The 14,699-nt window shown below is 64.2% G+C and carries 10 protein-coding genes; 6 read left to right on the forward strand and 4 right to left on the reverse strand.

Going from position 1 to position 14,699, the window contains the following annotated elements; translation table 11 throughout:
* Positions 1-5 precede the first annotated feature (5 nt).
* Positions 6-3,479: an autotransporter domain-containing protein gene (locus N6H05_RS05825; protein WP_284113064.1), complete on the reverse strand. Its 3,474-nt coding sequence runs from the start codon at positions 3,477-3,479 to the stop codon at positions 6-8.
* 335 nt (positions 3,480-3,814) lie between these two features.
* Between N6H05_RS05825 and N6H05_RS05830 the strand changes: the two genes are divergently transcribed.
* The 3 genes from N6H05_RS05830 to N6H05_RS05840 are packed head-to-tail and all read left to right on the forward strand — an operon-like array spanning position 3,815 to position 7,163.
* A complete protein-coding gene (locus tag N6H05_RS05830) occupies positions 3,815-4,933 on the forward strand; it encodes a Ppx/GppA phosphatase family protein (RefSeq protein WP_284113065.1) in 1,119 nt (372 codons plus the stop codon).
* Positions 4,930-5,604, forward strand: a complete 675-nt coding sequence (locus N6H05_RS05835; RefSeq protein WP_284113066.1) for an RlmE family RNA methyltransferase — start codon at positions 4,930-4,932, stop codon at positions 5,602-5,604. Before N6H05_RS05830 ends, N6H05_RS05835 begins: the two co-directional genes overlap by 4 nt.
* A gap of 50 nt (positions 5,605-5,654) precedes the next feature.
* Complete coding sequence (locus N6H05_RS05840) at positions 5,655-7,163, forward strand: YifB family Mg chelatase-like AAA ATPase (RefSeq protein ID WP_284113067.1); 1,509 nt, start codon at positions 5,655-5,657, stop codon at positions 7,161-7,163.
* A 4-nt stretch (positions 7,164-7,167) separates the two neighbouring features.
* Here the strand turns inward: N6H05_RS05840 and N6H05_RS05845 are convergent, their stop codons facing one another.
* From N6H05_RS05845 to N6H05_RS05855, 3 genes are all read right to left on the reverse strand, one after another.
* Positions 7,168-7,554, reverse strand: coding sequence for a bactofilin family protein (locus tag N6H05_RS05845; protein WP_284113068.1), 387 nt, complete (start codon positions 7,552-7,554; stop codon positions 7,168-7,170).
* Positions 7,535-8,725 (reverse strand): M23 family metallopeptidase, encoded by a 1,191-nt coding sequence (locus N6H05_RS05850; RefSeq protein WP_284113069.1) that lies wholly within the window; start codon positions 8,723-8,725, stop codon positions 7,535-7,537. The genes N6H05_RS05845 and N6H05_RS05850 overlap by 20 nt, the downstream gene beginning before the upstream one ends.
* 167 nt (positions 8,726-8,892) lie before the next feature.
* Positions 8,893-11,169, reverse strand: coding sequence for a putative bifunctional diguanylate cyclase/phosphodiesterase (locus tag N6H05_RS05855; protein ID WP_284113070.1), 2,277 nt, complete (start codon positions 11,167-11,169; stop codon positions 8,893-8,895).
* Between the two features lie 357 nt (positions 11,170-11,526).
* Between N6H05_RS05855 and rpsL the strand changes: the two genes are divergently transcribed.
* The 3 genes from rpsL (at position 11,527) to fusA (ending at position 14,614) form a co-directional block, all read left to right on the forward strand.
* Positions 11,527-11,898, forward strand: a complete 372-nt coding sequence (gene rpsL / locus N6H05_RS05860; RefSeq protein WP_004208728.1) for a 30S ribosomal protein S12 — start codon at positions 11,527-11,529, stop codon at positions 11,896-11,898.
* A gap of 15 nt (positions 11,899-11,913) precedes the next feature.
* Entirely contained in the window at positions 11,914-12,384 is a 471-nt protein-coding gene (gene rpsG, locus N6H05_RS05865; protein ID WP_004208727.1) for a 30S ribosomal protein S7, read from the forward strand.
* 157 nt (positions 12,385-12,541) lie between these two features.
* Positions 12,542-14,614, forward strand: a complete 2,073-nt coding sequence (gene fusA / locus N6H05_RS05870; RefSeq protein ID WP_004208726.1) for an elongation factor G — start codon at positions 12,542-12,544, stop codon at positions 14,612-14,614.
* The last annotated feature ends 85 nt before the right edge of the window (positions 14,615-14,699 follow it).

A 14,699-nucleotide genomic window follows, 5' to 3' on the forward strand; every position in this document is an offset into this window, starting at 1 on the left:
TGCTGTCAGAAGCGGAATTTGAGTGCCGCGCGATAGCTCTGATAGCTGAGGTTGCCGCGCCAGGCGGTGGTGTCGGCCGACAGGCTGATGTCGACATTGCCGGTGCTGAGGGTCAGGCCGCCGCCCACTTCACCCCAATTCTTGTCCGACCCACCCAGCGCGAAGGGCGCGAGCGATCCGGTGCCGCCGACGAAATTGGCCAGGAAATAGGCCGGCTGGTCGCGGAACTCATGGACATAATTGGCGGTCAGATAGGGCTTGAACCCGCCGACATCGATCTTCGCCGTGGCCCCCAGGCGACCCTGCGCGCTCTGGATCGCATGGTGCTGGATCACCAGCGCGGTGTCGCCGCCATATTCAGCGAGGTTGCCACCGCTGATATAGGCGCCGCGCAGCGAGGCGCGCGGCGTGATGGTGAAGGCGTCGCCACCCAGCGGCGCGCCGATGCCGATCTCACCCGACAGGGCCAGCTGCTGGTCACTGCCGCGCAACGTGTAAGGGGTGGTGCCGACCGCGAAGGCGCGCTTGGTCTTGCTGGTGAGCGTACCGGCGCTGCCGACACCATCCAGGACCACGCCGCCCAGATCCCAATTGCCATAGACGGTGGCCTGGTAGAGGCGGGCACGGGCGGTATCACCAATACCGGTATTGCCCTTCAGTTCGCTATAGGATGCGGCGAGGCCGATCACGGCATCGTCGCCGATCATCTTTTCGATGCCGGCCGCACCATACCAGCCGTCGAACTTGTCGCGGCCGGTGGTGATGGCGCCCCGCATCGGATCGCTCTTGCCGTCGATATAGCCGCCGGCGATGAAGGCGCTGACGTCATCGGGCAGGGCATTTTCCTGGGTGACGGTTTCGTTGCCGCCGCCCTGATCCATGCCCAGGTTCAGATTGTTCATGCTGAGCGCGGCGAGCTGGAGCGGCTGGCCGGTCATGGTCAGCGTGCCCCCCATGCCGCCGCCGCTGACGCGGGTCAGGCGGTCGCGATAGAAGCGGGCCATATTGTCGTTCAGCACTTCAGACATGGACGTGCGGAGCGCTTCGGTGCGCGGGGCCATGGCTTCGAGCGAAGCCTGGATCCCTGCGACGCTGAGCAGGTCCGCCTCGCCATAGAGTGCGGCATAATTGCCGTAGAGTGCGCGGTTCTGATCAAGCAGGCGGGCAAAGCTGGTCTGGATCTGAGAATTGCCGTTGACGACGCTGGCATAGGTGCCGGCATCGAGCGTGACGGTCACAGAATTGGCGCCATAGGTCAGCACGGGCTTCAGGATGGCGCTGATGTTGGTCGGCGTATCGAAGCGGCCGTCAATCCCGCCTTCCGCAGTCAGGAAGGTATAGCGATTGCCATAGCGCAGTTTGGCACCGGTGGCCGCGCCGAACACGACCTTGCCGCCCAGAGCGGCGATGCCATCGATCGGATCGCCGGCGGCCAGCAGCGACACGTCGCCATCAGCTTCTGCCGCCGTGATGCTGGCGACGGCGCTCTGTGCATTGTCATTGCCCCCCTCGGTGGGGGCGATGACTTCGCCTTCGCCGCCTTCATCTTCCGGCACGAACTGGGTTGCCTTGACGGCGAGCAGGTCGGAGGTGCCGTTGGCGCCCAGGTCGATATGCAGGGTGCTGCCCGAACTCAGCAGAGCATTGCCTTCGACCGTCAGCGTGCCGACCGAACCGATGCCGCCAGGCGCGACGACGCCCATGATGTTGGTGAAGTAGCCGGCGCGCAGCGTGCCCTTGCCCGAGAGCAGGCCCGACAACAGCAGATAGTCGCCCGGTGTTTCGACCGTGCCGTCGATATTCACCACGCCGGCCAGATGATTGATATCCATCAGGCTGGTGAGCGATCCGGCGCTGGTTACGTCGAGCGTCGATCCGGTGCCCGAGATGGTGAAGCGATCGACGGTCGCGTCGATGTCGAGGGTGGTCTTGCCAGCGGCGCTCAGCGTGACGTCGTAATAGCGGCCGACGATCCCCTGAGCGGCGACCGGGTCGATATTGTTCGGCACGAAATTGGTGGCACCGGGCAGGCCATTGGCCAAAGTCGCGGCGGGCAGGACGGCATCGCCCTCTGCTTGGGCCTCGACGATGGCCTCATCCGCCAGGCTGGCGGCGCCATCGGACGGGCTGCGTTCGGCAATCTCGACCCTGCCCTTGTTGTTGGCGACGGTCTTGCTGCCGCTGGTGGTGGTCGCGTCGGTCGCCTCGACCGGCTCGCCATTGATCAGCAGCGTGTCGGTGCCGACATCGTAACAGGCGTCGTCCGACCCATTATTGGGCTGGTAGCAGACTTGGCCGAACTTCTGTGCATCATCCTCGCCAAAGGCGCCGGCGCCGGGCGTGGTCGGCACGCCGTTCACCAACGAGCCATTGCTGTCGATGATCATGTAATTGGGATCGAGCGCGGTCACCCAGTGGCTGGCGTCGCTCCACTTGCCGTCGCCGGCCTTGGCGGTGGCATAGCGATAGGGGTTGTTCTGCGCGATCCAGTCCCAGAAGAGATAGAGCGGCTGATAGAAGGCGGAGCCGCCATAGGAGCTTTGCGGCTGTTCCAGGAAGTAGCGGCTGCCACCCGACAGCACACCCAGCACCACCTTCTGATCGAAGGTCTGGTCGAGGATCAGCGGGCCGCCGGAATCGCCGCCGGCCGTGTTGCCTTCATTGGGAAGCGCATCGTCCTTGAATACGTTGAAGTCGAATTCGTTGGTCCGGGTCGGATCGTCGAAGTCGGTCTGGTAGAGATTCTGGCTATAACCGCTGGCTTCGCCGAACAGGAAGCTGTCGACATCGTCGAGCGAACCGAGCAGGCCGAGGAAATTCTCCGCCACCTTGCGGCGATAGTCGATGCCATAGCTGTTGCCGGTGGTGCCGCTGCCGCTGCGACCATAGCCGGTGATCGTTACATGATAGCCGGTGCCGGTGGTGTCGCTGATGCTTTCCGGTGCGGGCAGCGCAGAAAAGAGCATCGCCCAGGTCGGCACGTCGCTGGCCGGCGTGTCGAGTGTCGCCATCGCCGTGTCGCCATAGAGGAAGCTGAGCGCCGGCGGATCGAGCGAGTCCGGATTATAGGCGATATTGTTGACGTTATAGACGCTGAGCGCGGTGTTGGTGCGATAGCCGTTGTTGATCCAGTTGACCAGGCCGGGGCGGGCGTTGCTCTGGAAGGCGAAGGCGACCGGAATGCCGTCATTCACCGTGCTATAGGTGCTGGGGTCATAGTCATTGACGCAGTGGGCGGCGAAAATGACGGTACGCGGATTGATCAGCGTGCCGGTGCAGACATAGCCGTCGGCGCGATACATGATGCCGACGCCGTTCACATCGGTGCCGTCGACGATATCGGCCGGCGTATTATTGTCGTTCGGCACGACGGCATGGGCTGCCGGTGCGATGCTCAGAGCGGACAGAGCGGCCGATGCCATAAGGGCTGAACGACCGGCGCGCGCCAACAGGCCCGCGCCATTCTTACGAATGCGCATGATGTTAACTCCCCAAAGACCGTTGTCGAGGCTATGCAGCTATCGCGCGCAAGACAATTGCCTAAAAATGAAAGTTTCTGTCATGTATCCAAAAAGACACAATGTTCTCTTTGCGTTATGAAATTCTCATCTTGATTGTTTTGACCCGTGATTATGGCGATCGGGATGTTGGTGATGTTAAGTATGTAATTTATGCAAATGCTGGAGATTGACAAATTCGGGTAATTTTCGGCTGATTTCCCACCCACTTGCGGAAGCGTGCGGTTCCGCTTAAGCATGAAGGTAAGTTCCGATCGGATTTGCGCGATCGGCGATTGATGAAGTGAGATACGGCCTTGGTGCAGCATAGCCGCCCATCGCCGCAGAGTTCCGGCCCGGTTGGCCGCGTTTCGGGCAAGTCCGCCCGTTCCGGTTCGGGTAATGGGAGCAAGGCTGCGGCCATTACGCCCCCGTCGAAGCAACGGGGCCTTTATCCCTACACGGCGCGTGACCGCCGATCCTATGCGGCAATCGATCTGGGTACCAATAATTGCCGTCTGCTGATCGCCAAGCCGTCAGCGGACGGGTTCATCGTGGTCGATGCCTTTTCCCGGATCGTGCGTCTGGGCGAGGGGCTGGCGGCCACCGGGCGGATCAGCGATGCGGCGATCGACCGGGCCATCGCCGCGCTGTCGGTCTGTGCCGACAAGCTGCGGCGGCGCCATGTGACGCTGGCGCGGTCGGTGGCGACCGAGGCATGTCGACGGGCGAGCAACGGCGCCGAGTTCATCCAGCGCGTCTATCGCGAGACTGGGATCGCGCTTGACATCATCAGCGCACAGGAAGAGGCACGGCTGGCGGTGCTGGGATGCCATGCGCTGCTGGAAGAGGGCCATGGCCCGGCGCTGATCTTCGATATTGGCGGTGGATCGACCGAACTGGTGCTGGTCGATTCCCATTGCGACGGCGCGCCGCGCATCGTTGACTGGGTCAGTGCGCCTTGGGGCGTGGTGTCGCTGACCGAGAGCGAATTGTTCGACCATGCCAATCCGACCGAGCGGCTGGCCGCCTATGGCCGGATGCGCGCGCGCGTGGCGGAGGCGTTCGCGCCGCTCGCCCGTCGCCTGCCGCAGGACGAAGCCGGCATCAGGCTGCTGGGCACATCGGGCACGGTGACGACTTTGGCCAGCCTGCACCTTGACCTGCCGCGCTATGACAGGCAGGCGATCGACGGGCTGATCGTGCCGAGCAGTTCGATGCGCGCGATTTCCGAACGGCTGTCGACCATGGCGCTGGCGGATCGGCAACGATTGCCCTGCATCGGCACGGAGCGCGCCGACCTGGTGGTCGCGGGCTGTGCCATTTTGGAATCGATCCTCGACATCTGGCCGGCCGAGCGACTGGGCGTCGCCGACCGCGGCATTCGCGAGGGCATATTGCGCGGCCTGATGGACCGCCATGGAGCAACGACGTGAGGGGTTCTGGCGCAGGCAAGGTGCGGGTGAAATCCGCCAAGGGACGCACCGCGCAGTCGGTGCGCTGGCTGGAGCGGCACCTGAACGACCCCTATGTCCACAAGGCAAAGCAGGAAGGCTGGCGCAGCCGTGCCGCCTTCAAGCTGATCGAACTGGACGAGAAATTCCATTTCGTGAAGGGATCGCGCGCGGTCGTCGACCTGGGCGTGGCACCGGGCGGCTGGGCACAGGTGATCCGCAAGATGGCGCCCAAGGCGGCCGTGGTCGGCATCGACCTGCTACCGGTCGATCCGATTCCCGGCGTCACCCTGTTCGAAATGGACTTCATGGACGACAAGGCGCCCGACCTGCTGCGCGAAGCGCTGGGGCAGGACCCGGACCTGGTGATTTCCGACATGGCGGCCAATACGGTGGGCCATGCCCAGACCGACCATCTGCGCACCATGGGGCTGGTCGAAGCCGCAGCGGATTTCGCCGTGCAGAATCTGCGCAAGGGCGGCACCTTCGTCGCCAAGGTCTTTGCCGGTGGCACCGATGCGGAGCTGCTGGCGGTGCTCAAGAAGCATTTCACCACGATCAAGCATGCCAAGCCGCCGGCGAGCCGCAAGGGCAGCGTCGAATGGTATGTCGTGGCACAGGGATTCAAGGGACGGCCGGACGCGCAGGAATAACGGGGACAAGCGATCGGCCGCCTTCACGGGGGAAGAAGGGGGCGGGGCCTTTGGTAGCGACGGTTTCGACGGTGGCCTATCTGGGCCTGGAGGCGCGCACGGTCGAAGTGCAGTGCCAGCTTGTTCCGGGATTGCCCGCGTTCATCGTCGTCGGCCTGCCCGACAAGGCGGTGGCCGAAAGCCGCGAGCGGGTGCGCAATGCGATCGCCGCGATCGGCCTGTCGCTGCCGCCCAAGCGGATCACCGTCAATCTTTCGCCCGCCGACCTGCCCAAGGAAGGGTCGCATTTCGATCTGCCGATCGCGATCGCGCTGCTCGGCGCAATGGGGGTGATCGATGCCGAGACGCTGGCGGGCTATATCGTCGTCGGCGAACTGGGGCTGGACGGGCGCACCGCGCCGTCACCCGGCGTGCTGCTGGCGGCGCTGCATGCCGGCGAACAGGATCTGGGGCTGGTCTGTCCCGCCGCGCAGGGGAGTGAAGCGGCCTGGGCAGGGCAGGTGGAAGTCGTCGCCACGCCCGATCTGCTGAGCCTGCTCAATCATTTCAAGGGCACGGCCGCGCTGTCGCCGCCCCAGCCCGGCGCGGTCGAGCCGCCGCTGCGCACGGCCGACCTGCGCCAGGTGAAGGGGCAGGAAAGCGCCAAGCGGGCGTTGGAGATCGCGGCGGCCGGCGGCCATAATCTGCTGATGGTCGGGCCACCGGGTGCGGGCAAATCGCTGATGGCAAGCTGCCTGCCCGGCATATTGCCCGAGCTGACGCCGACCGAGGCGCTGGAGACATCGATGGTCGCCAGTGTCGCCGGCACGCTGGAGGGCGGACGGATCAGCCGCACCCGGCCATTTCGCAATCCGCATCATAGCGCGTCGATGGCGGCCCTGGTCGGTGGCGGCCTGAAGGCGCGGCCGGGCGAGGTCAGCATGGCCCATCTGGGCGTGCTGTTCCTGGATGAACTGCCGGAGTTTCAGCGGGCTGTGCTGGATTCGCTGCGCCAGCCGCTGGAAAGCGGCGAGGTCAGCGTGGCGCGAGCCAATGCCCATGTTACCTTCCCGGCGCGGGTGCAACTGATCGCCGCAATGAATCCTTGTCGCTGTGGCCATCTGTCCGACCCGGCGCTGGCCTGTTCGCGCGCACCGCGCTGCGCCAGCGATTATCAGGCGAAAGTTTCCGGGCCGCTGCTCGATCGCATCGACCTGCATGTCGAGGTGCAGGCGGTGACGGCGGCCGACCTGCTGCCGCCGCCGCCGGCCGAGGGATCGGCGGAGGTTGCGGCGCGGGTTGCGGCGGCGCGCACGCTGCAGACCCGGCGCTATGCTGGTAGCAAGGTGCGGACCAATGCCGAGGTGGATGGCGAGCGGCTGGAGGATGTGGCCGGACCGGACGAGGCCGGGCGGCAATTATTGGCGCAGGCCGCCGCCGCGATGAAGCTGTCGGCGCGTGGCTATACGCGGGTGTTGCGGGTGGCGCGGACGATCGCCGACCTGGCCGGCGCGGAACAGGTCGGCCGGGTGCATGTGGCAGAGGCGCTGAGCTACCGGCGCCGCGCGCCGGTCAACTGAGCGCTTAGGCTGCGCTGTCGCTGGTGATGAGCTTGAGGTCGCCGGCCGCGACCGGGCCATTATCCTTGTGGGCAAAGCGACCTTCGACCCGGCTGCCGGCCTCGATCGTGATCCGTTCATAGGTCACGTCGCCGGTGATCCGGGCGGTGCTTTCGACCACCAGTTCCTCGGCGCTGATCGACCCGTCGACCAAGCCGGCAAGGCGCGCGCTCTGCGCGGTGACATGGCCGATGATCCGGCTGTCGGGGCCCTGGACCAGCGAAGCGCAGCTGATGTCGCCGTCGATCACGCCATCGACATGCAGGTCGACGGTCGCGGCAAGATTGCCGGTGATCGTCACGTCGCTGCCGATCAGCGAGAAGGGGGTATGCTTAGCCCCGGTTGCCGACATCGGCGAGACGGGCCGTGGCGATTTGCTGGACTTGGAGAACATCTTTGCGGGCCTCGAGGAAACGGCGGGGATTGATGGGATCGCCGTTCACGCGCACCTCGAAATGAAGATGCGTGCCGGTCGAGCGGCCGGTGGAGCCCATGCGGGCGATCTGGTCGCCGCGCGCGACCTGCTGGCCGACACGGGCGTTGAAGCCGGACAGGTGGGCGTAGCGGGTCATGAGGCCATTGCCATGGGTGACTTCCACGACATTGCCATAGCCGCTGCGCTGGCCGACATAGCTGACCTTGCCGGGGGCGGCGGCCAGGATCGGCTGACCATAGCGGCCGGGAAAGTCGAGTCCGGCATGGAAGGCGGCGTGCCCGTTGAAGGGATCGCGGCGATAGCCATAGGAACTGCTGAGCATCGGCGTGCCGGTCGGCTGGCCCGACGGAATGCGCAGCAGGCTGGTTTCCAGAAATTCCATGCGGGACAGGGCGGTGGCGAGCTTTTCCAGCTCGGCCGGCATCGCGTCTTCGTCACCATGCCAAGGGACGAACGGGCCGCCCTGGGCGCGGGCGGCATTGCGGGCGAGTGCGTCGGGATTGAGGCCGAAGCTGCGGATCGCGGCGGCGGCCTTTTGCGTGCGGGCTTCCACGGCGCTGGTCAGCAGCGCTGCGAAACGGCGCTGGCGGGCATCGACCTGCATCAGCGGCGCGGCTTCGGGCGCCATGCTGATCTTGGCGTCGAGCTTGCCCTGGCCGCCCTTTTCGGTCGCGGCGTCGGCCTTGCCGACCGGGGCATTGGCCGCAGCGTCGCCGGGCTCGCCAAAATGGGTCTTGTAGAGATCGTCGATGAAGTCCTGGCGCGCTTCCAGGTCATGGGCGAGGTCGTTCACCGACTTGCGATAGCCATCGACCTTGCGCGCCTTGCTGGCCACGGCCGCACCCTTGGCATCCAGCATCGCGCGGTCATGGGCGACGGCGGCGCTGCTCGCCAGCATCGACACGGTGACGGCGCCCCAGCCGACCAGGCCGGTCGACAGGATGCCGAGCGCCATGAGCTGAGCACGCTTGGAAATGCGGATGAACTTTACCTGGCCGCCCGAGCGCAGGAAGATTTCCCGCTCCGGGCACAAGGCACTGAGCCTGGCCCAGAGGGTGGCGACCCCCTTCTTCTTGCGCTGCGACAATTGCGACCCCGTAACTATTTATTTCGGTGAGTCGGGCCGGTAGCAAAAGAAGATCGGACGCGCGAATCCGCAGCCGCGGACTCGTGACGAGACGAAGCTAAACCGGGACGAAATGATCTTCGTCCCATTTGGTTCCCTGGCTTTGAAAATATTTTTCGCGATGCGCTTCAGCTTCGGCGGGCGAAGCGGGATGGCTCAAGAAAGCTGGGTAATTGCGATGCCGGAACGGCAGCGCTCCAATAATAGCCCTGGCCATAATGGCAACCACCTGATCGCAAATATTCCAGTTGTTCAATCGTTTCGACGCCTTCGGCGACGGTTTTCACGCCCAGGCTGTAGGCAAGGTTGAGTACGGTGCGCACGATGGCGGCATCATCCGGGTCGGTTTCCAGATCGCGGACAAAGCCCTTGTCGATCTTGATGACGTCGATCGGAAACTGCTTGAGGTGGGACAGCGAGGCATAGCCGGTGCCGAAATCGTCAAGGGCGATGGCCATGCCGGTCTGGCTGAGGCGCTGAAGATTGCGTTCCACCACATCGACATTGCGGCCGAGGAAGACGGATTCGGTGACTTCCAGCTCGATCCGGCGCGGTTGGACATCGGCATGGGTGAGGCGGGCGAGCAACCGGTCGGGGAAGGCGCGGTCGTGCAGTTCGACGCCGGGAACATTGACCGCGATATGGCCGAAATCGATGCCGGCGCTGGTCCAGGCCCGGCAATCGGCCAGCACCTGGTCGATCATCCGCTCGGTGATCTTGCGGCCCAGTTCGGGATGTTCGAAGGCGGCCAATATCTGGTCGGGCATCATCAGGGTGCCGTCCGGGCGGACGCAGCGCAGCAGCGCCTCGAAACCGATGACGCGGCCGTCCTGCAGGTCGACCTTGGGCTGGTACCAGGGCACGGGCTGGGCATGGGCGAGCGCATCGCGGGCCCGTTCCAGCATCCGCGCCTCGGTCTGCCAGCTTTCGAGCAGGCTCGGTTCGAACAGGCAGGCACGCCCGCGCCCGCTATTCTTCGCCTCGTAAAGGGCGATGTCGGCATGCTTCATCAGGTCGATCATGTCGCCGGCATGGTCGGGATAGAGGGCGACGCCCATGCTCACGCGGCAATCAATGTCCCGCCCGCCGTGGCGCAGCGGCCTATGCAGGCGCGCGATCATGCGGCTGAGGATGGTGTCGAGGTCGGCCAGGCCGCGCAGGCGGGTGAGGATGACGGCGAACTCGTCGCCGCCCATGCGGGCGATCATGTCGGCGGGGCGTACCGAGTCGCGCAGCCGTTCCGCCACGGCGCACAGCAATGCGTCGCCGGCATCATGGCCGGCGCTGTCGTTGATTCGCTTGAATTCGTCGACGTCGATCAGCGCGACCGCCATCTGGCCGCCGGATCGTTCGGTCGACTGGGCCGCCTGCATCAGGCTGGCCATGAAATGGGAACGATTGGCGAGGCCGGTCAGGGCGTCGGTCATTGCCAGATGGGCAAGATGGCGTTCCGCCTGCTTGCGGTCGGTGATGTCGACGATGCTGGCAAGGATGCACTGTTCGCCGGCGAGCAGGATCGGGCGGGCGCCCAGCAGGATATCGCGGATGATGCCTTCGTCATTGGCGAGGCAGCATTCGTCATTGTCGATGCTGTCGCCGCGCGTCAGCCGGTCGAGCAGGCGCAGCGGCGGAGCGTGATCGATAATGAGCGCCAGTCGGGCGACATTGTCCGCGGTGCCAAGGTTACGCGTGGCGGAATCGTTCATGCGCAGGACGGTGCCGTCGTCGCGGATAACGATCAGCGGTAAGGGCACGGTCATGAACAGCCGTTCGAGCGCTTCGCCATTGGCAGCGAGCGCGACGCGGGCAGCCTGCGCATCCTGGCTGGCGGTCCATTCCAGGCGCTGCAACCGGTTGGTGCGGGCGATCGCGATCCACATGCCGCAATGGAGCATCAGCACGGCCATGATCATGCCGGGCATGGTCGGCGACAGAGGGGCGGGGGCCAGATAGCCGATCAGCAATGCGACGCCGCAGCCCAGGCCGCCGCCGACATTACCCCGGAAGCTGGTCGGCACCACCAGGTAGAAGACGAGTGGCAGCATCACCAGGACGAAGATGGCGATGTCGCTGCGCGAGGAGACGAGGAAGGCGACCCCGATGGCAGTGACGCATTGCCAGGCGAAGCAGATGCGTTCGACCGCCTTGAAACTGTGCATGTAGCGGCACAGGCCCAGGCAGACGAGCGACCAGAAGACCACGGTGAGGCGCGCGGGCACCGCGACCCAGAAATGGGGCGTGCCGGCAAAGCGCCAGTCGCTCAGCAGGAAGAGGGTGTTGAGCAGCGCCGACAAGGCGAAGAGCAGATGGGCGTGGCGCCGCGATTCGGGCAGTCGGTCGGCCTGGAAGGCGGCCTCCCGTTCCGGGCTGTGGAATTCGCCGCTAATGCGGGAAAGTGCAATCACGACTGGTCCATCTGGATATGGGGGCAGCAGGGAAAGATCCCATAATCTGCAGCATGTTAGCAAAATGCTAAAATGTCATTCACTATGTGGGCAGGTGTGCCGCCATGGTCGTTCCGGTCCTGCGCTTGACCCTTCCGTCCCCCATCGCTATAGGGCCGCTGCCCCGCGTTCTGCGTCTGGAAGACTCGTTCTTCCCGCGCTTGCCGGGGCAAGCACTAGAGCTGAACATTATCGGCTGTCCTTGCGGCTCCGGGCGGATTGTTTCCGTCGGGGCCTTTGCTGTTTGGAGTCATTGGTTCCACGCGGCGGGGAACGCAGGTGGCGTCTGGTAAAGTAACTGAAAAGGTGAAGGGCTTCATGCCAACAATCAACCAGCTGGTCCGCAAGGGCCGCGAACTGCAGAAGACCAAGTCCAAGGTCCCTGCGATGGATGCGAACCCGCAGAAGCGTGGCGTTTGCACCCGCGTCTACACGACGACCCCGAAGAAGCCGAACTCGGCTCTCCGTAAGGTGGCGAAGGTGCGTCTGGTCAACCAGCGCGAAGTCATCACCTACATCCCGGGTGAAGGCCACAACCTCCAGGAACACAGCGTCGTGCTGATCCGTGGCGGCCGTGTGCGAGATCTTCCGGGCGTGCGCTATCACGTTCTTCGCGGCGTTCTGGATACCCAGGGCGTCAAGGATCGCAAGCAGAGCCGTTCGAAGTACGGCGCCAAGCGTCCGAAGTAAGGGGAGAACAGTAATATGTCACGTCGTCGTCGCCCCGAAAAGCGCGTTATCCTGCCGGATCCCAAGTTCGGTGATATCGTGCTGTCGAAGTTCATGAACAGCATCATGCAGGACGGCAAGAAGGCTGTCGCCGAGTCCATCGTTTACGGTGCGCTCGACACTGTCGAAGCGAAGTCCAAGAAGGACCCGATCGGCATGTTCCATGACGCGCTGAACAATGTGAAGCCCGGCATCGAAGTCCGCAGCCGCCGCGTCGGCGGTGCGACCTACCAGGTCCCCGTCGAAGTGCGCCCCGAGCGCGCCCAGGCGCTGGCGATCCGCTGGCTGATCACGGCTTCGCGCAACCGCAGCGAAACCACCATGGCCGCCCGTCTGTCGGGTGAGCTGCTGGACGCTGCCAACAACCGCGGCAATGCCGTCAAGAAGCGCGAAGATACGCACCGCATGGCGGAAGCGAACCGCGCCTTCTCGCACTACCGCTGGTAACAGCAGGGCGGGCGCTTATGTGCCCGCCTTGTTATTTGGTTTCCAAAATCGGTCCGTTCGCCGTGGGTGGCTACCCATGGCGGACGGATTGGTTTAGGGGCCACGCGCAGAATTAACGAATCCCCAACCGCCGGCGCGCCGGCAACGGAGAAGCATCATGGCCCGCAGCCATCCGCTCGAACGCTATCGCAATTTCGGTATCATGGCGCACATCGACGCCGGCAAGACCACCACGACCGAGCGTATCCTTTACTACACCGGCAAGTCCTACAAGATCGGCGAAGTCCATGACGGCGCCGCGACCATGGACTGGATGGAGCAGGAGCAGGAGCGTGGTATCACCATCACCTCGGCTGCAACGACCTGCATCTGGAACGACCACCGCCTGAACATCATCGACACCCCCGGCCACGTCGACTTCACCATCGAAGTCGAACGCTCGCTGCGCGTGCTCGACGGTGCTGTTGCCGCGTTCGACGGCGTTGCCGGCGTTGAGCCGCAGTCGGAAACCGTGTGGCGCCAGGCGGACAAGTACAAGGTTCCGCGGATGTGCTTCATCAACAAGCTCGACCGCACCGGTGCCGACTTCTATTATTGCGTGCAGACGATCATCGACCGTCTGGGCGCGACTCCGGCCGTCCTGTATCTGCCCATCGGCGCAGAGTCGGACTTCAAGGGCCTGGTCGACCTGGTCGAGAACCGCGCGATCATCTGGAAGGATGAGAGTCTGGGCGCCGAATTCTACTATGAAGAAATTCCGGCCGACCTCGCCGACAAGGCTGCCGAATATCGCGAAAAGCTGATCGAGCTTGCCGTCGAGCAGGACGATGCCGCGATGGAAGCCTATCTGGAAGGCAATCTGCCCGACACCGCGACCCTCAAGAAGCTGATCCGCAAGGGTACGCTGGGTCACGCCTTCGTGCCGGTGCTGTGCGGTTCGGCGTTCAAGAACAAGGGCGTTCAGCCGCTGCTCGACGCCGTCGTCGACTATCTGCCGAGCCCGCTCGACATCGAAGACGTCCAGGGCGTCAAGATGGACGGTGAAACCCCCGACAGCCGTCCGACCTCGGACGACGCGCCCTTCTCGGGCCTGGCGTTCAAGATCATGAACGACCCGTTCGTCGGCTCGCTGACCTTCCTGCGCATCTATTCGGGCACCCTGACCAAGGGCACCTACCTGAACTCGGTGAAGGACAAGAAGGAAAAGATCGGCCGTATGCTCCTCATGCATGCGAACAGCCGTGAAGACATCGACACCGCCTATGCCGGCGACATCGTCGCGCTGGCCGGCATGAAGGAAACCACCACCGGTGATACGCTGTGCGCCGAGCGCCAGCCGATCATCCTGGAGCGGATGGAATTCCCCGAGCCGGTCATCGAACTGTCGGTGGAACCCAAGACCAAGGCCGACCAGGAAAAGATGGGCGTCGCCCTCAACCGCCTGGCCGCCGAAGATCCCTCGTTCCGCGTCTCGACCGATCACGAATCGGGCCAGACCATCATCAAGGGCATGGGCGAACTTCACCTCGAAATCCTGGTCGACCGCATGAAGCGCGAGTTCAAGGTCGAGGCGAATGTCGGTGCGCCGCAGGTGGCCTATCGCGAGTATCTCAAGAAGGCCGTCGACGTCGACTACACCCACAAGAAGCAGTCGGGCGGTACCGGTCAGTTCGGCCGTATCAAGGTCAAGCTGACCCCCGGCGAGCGTGGTTCGGGCTTCGTCTTCAAGGACGAGATCAAGGGCGGTAACATTCCCAAGGAATATATCCCCGCGATCGAAAAGGGCATGCGCGAAACCGCTGCCACCGGTTCGCTGATCGGCTTCCCGATCATCGACTTCGAAGTGCTGCTCTATGACGGTGCGTACCATGACGTCGACTCGTCGGCGCTGGCGTTCGAAATCACCGGCCGCGCCGCGATGCGCGAAGCGGCGCAGAAGTCGGGCATCACCCTGCTCGAGCCGGTCATGAAGGTCGAAGTCGTGACCCCGGAAGAATATCTGGGCGACGTCATCGGCGACATGAACAGCCGTCGTGGCCAGATCCAGGGCACCGATACGCGCGGCAACGCGCAGGTGGTCGAGGCGATGGTCCCGCTGGCCAACATGTTCGGCTATGTGAACTCGCTGCGTTCCTTCACCCAGGGCCGCGCGAACTACTCGATGATCTTCTCGCACTATGACGAAGTGCCGCAGAATGTTGCGGACGAAGTCAAGGCGAAGATGGCCTGACGAGTTTCCCTGTCCGGGCCGTGCAATCGGCTCGGATAGGGGCTGGTAATCTGTGAATATGCTGCTATGGACGCGCCTTCGCGAG

The sequence above is a fragment of the Sphingobium sp. WTD-1 genome (assembly GCF_030128825.1).
Lineage (GTDB): Bacteria > Pseudomonadota > Alphaproteobacteria > Sphingomonadales > Sphingomonadaceae > Sphingobium.

Coding starts and splice junctions, on each gene's coding strand:
- fusA (WP_004208726.1), top strand. CDS start 12,542: ATGGCCCGCAGCCATCCGCTCGAACGCTATCGCAATTTCGGTATCATG.
- N6H05_RS05845 (WP_284113068.1), bottom strand. CDS start 7,554: ATGTCGGCAACCGGGGCTAAGCATACCCCCTTCTCGCTGATCGGCAGC.
- rpsG (WP_004208727.1), top strand. CDS start 11,914: ATGTCACGTCGTCGTCGCCCCGAAAAGCGCGTTATCCTGCCGGATCCC.
- rpsL (WP_004208728.1), top strand. CDS start 11,527: ATGCCAACAATCAACCAGCTGGTCCGCAAGGGCCGCGAACTGCAGAAG.
- N6H05_RS05825 (WP_284113064.1), bottom strand. CDS start 3,479: ATGCGCATTCGTAAGAATGGCGCGGGCCTGTTGGCGCGCGCCGGTCGT.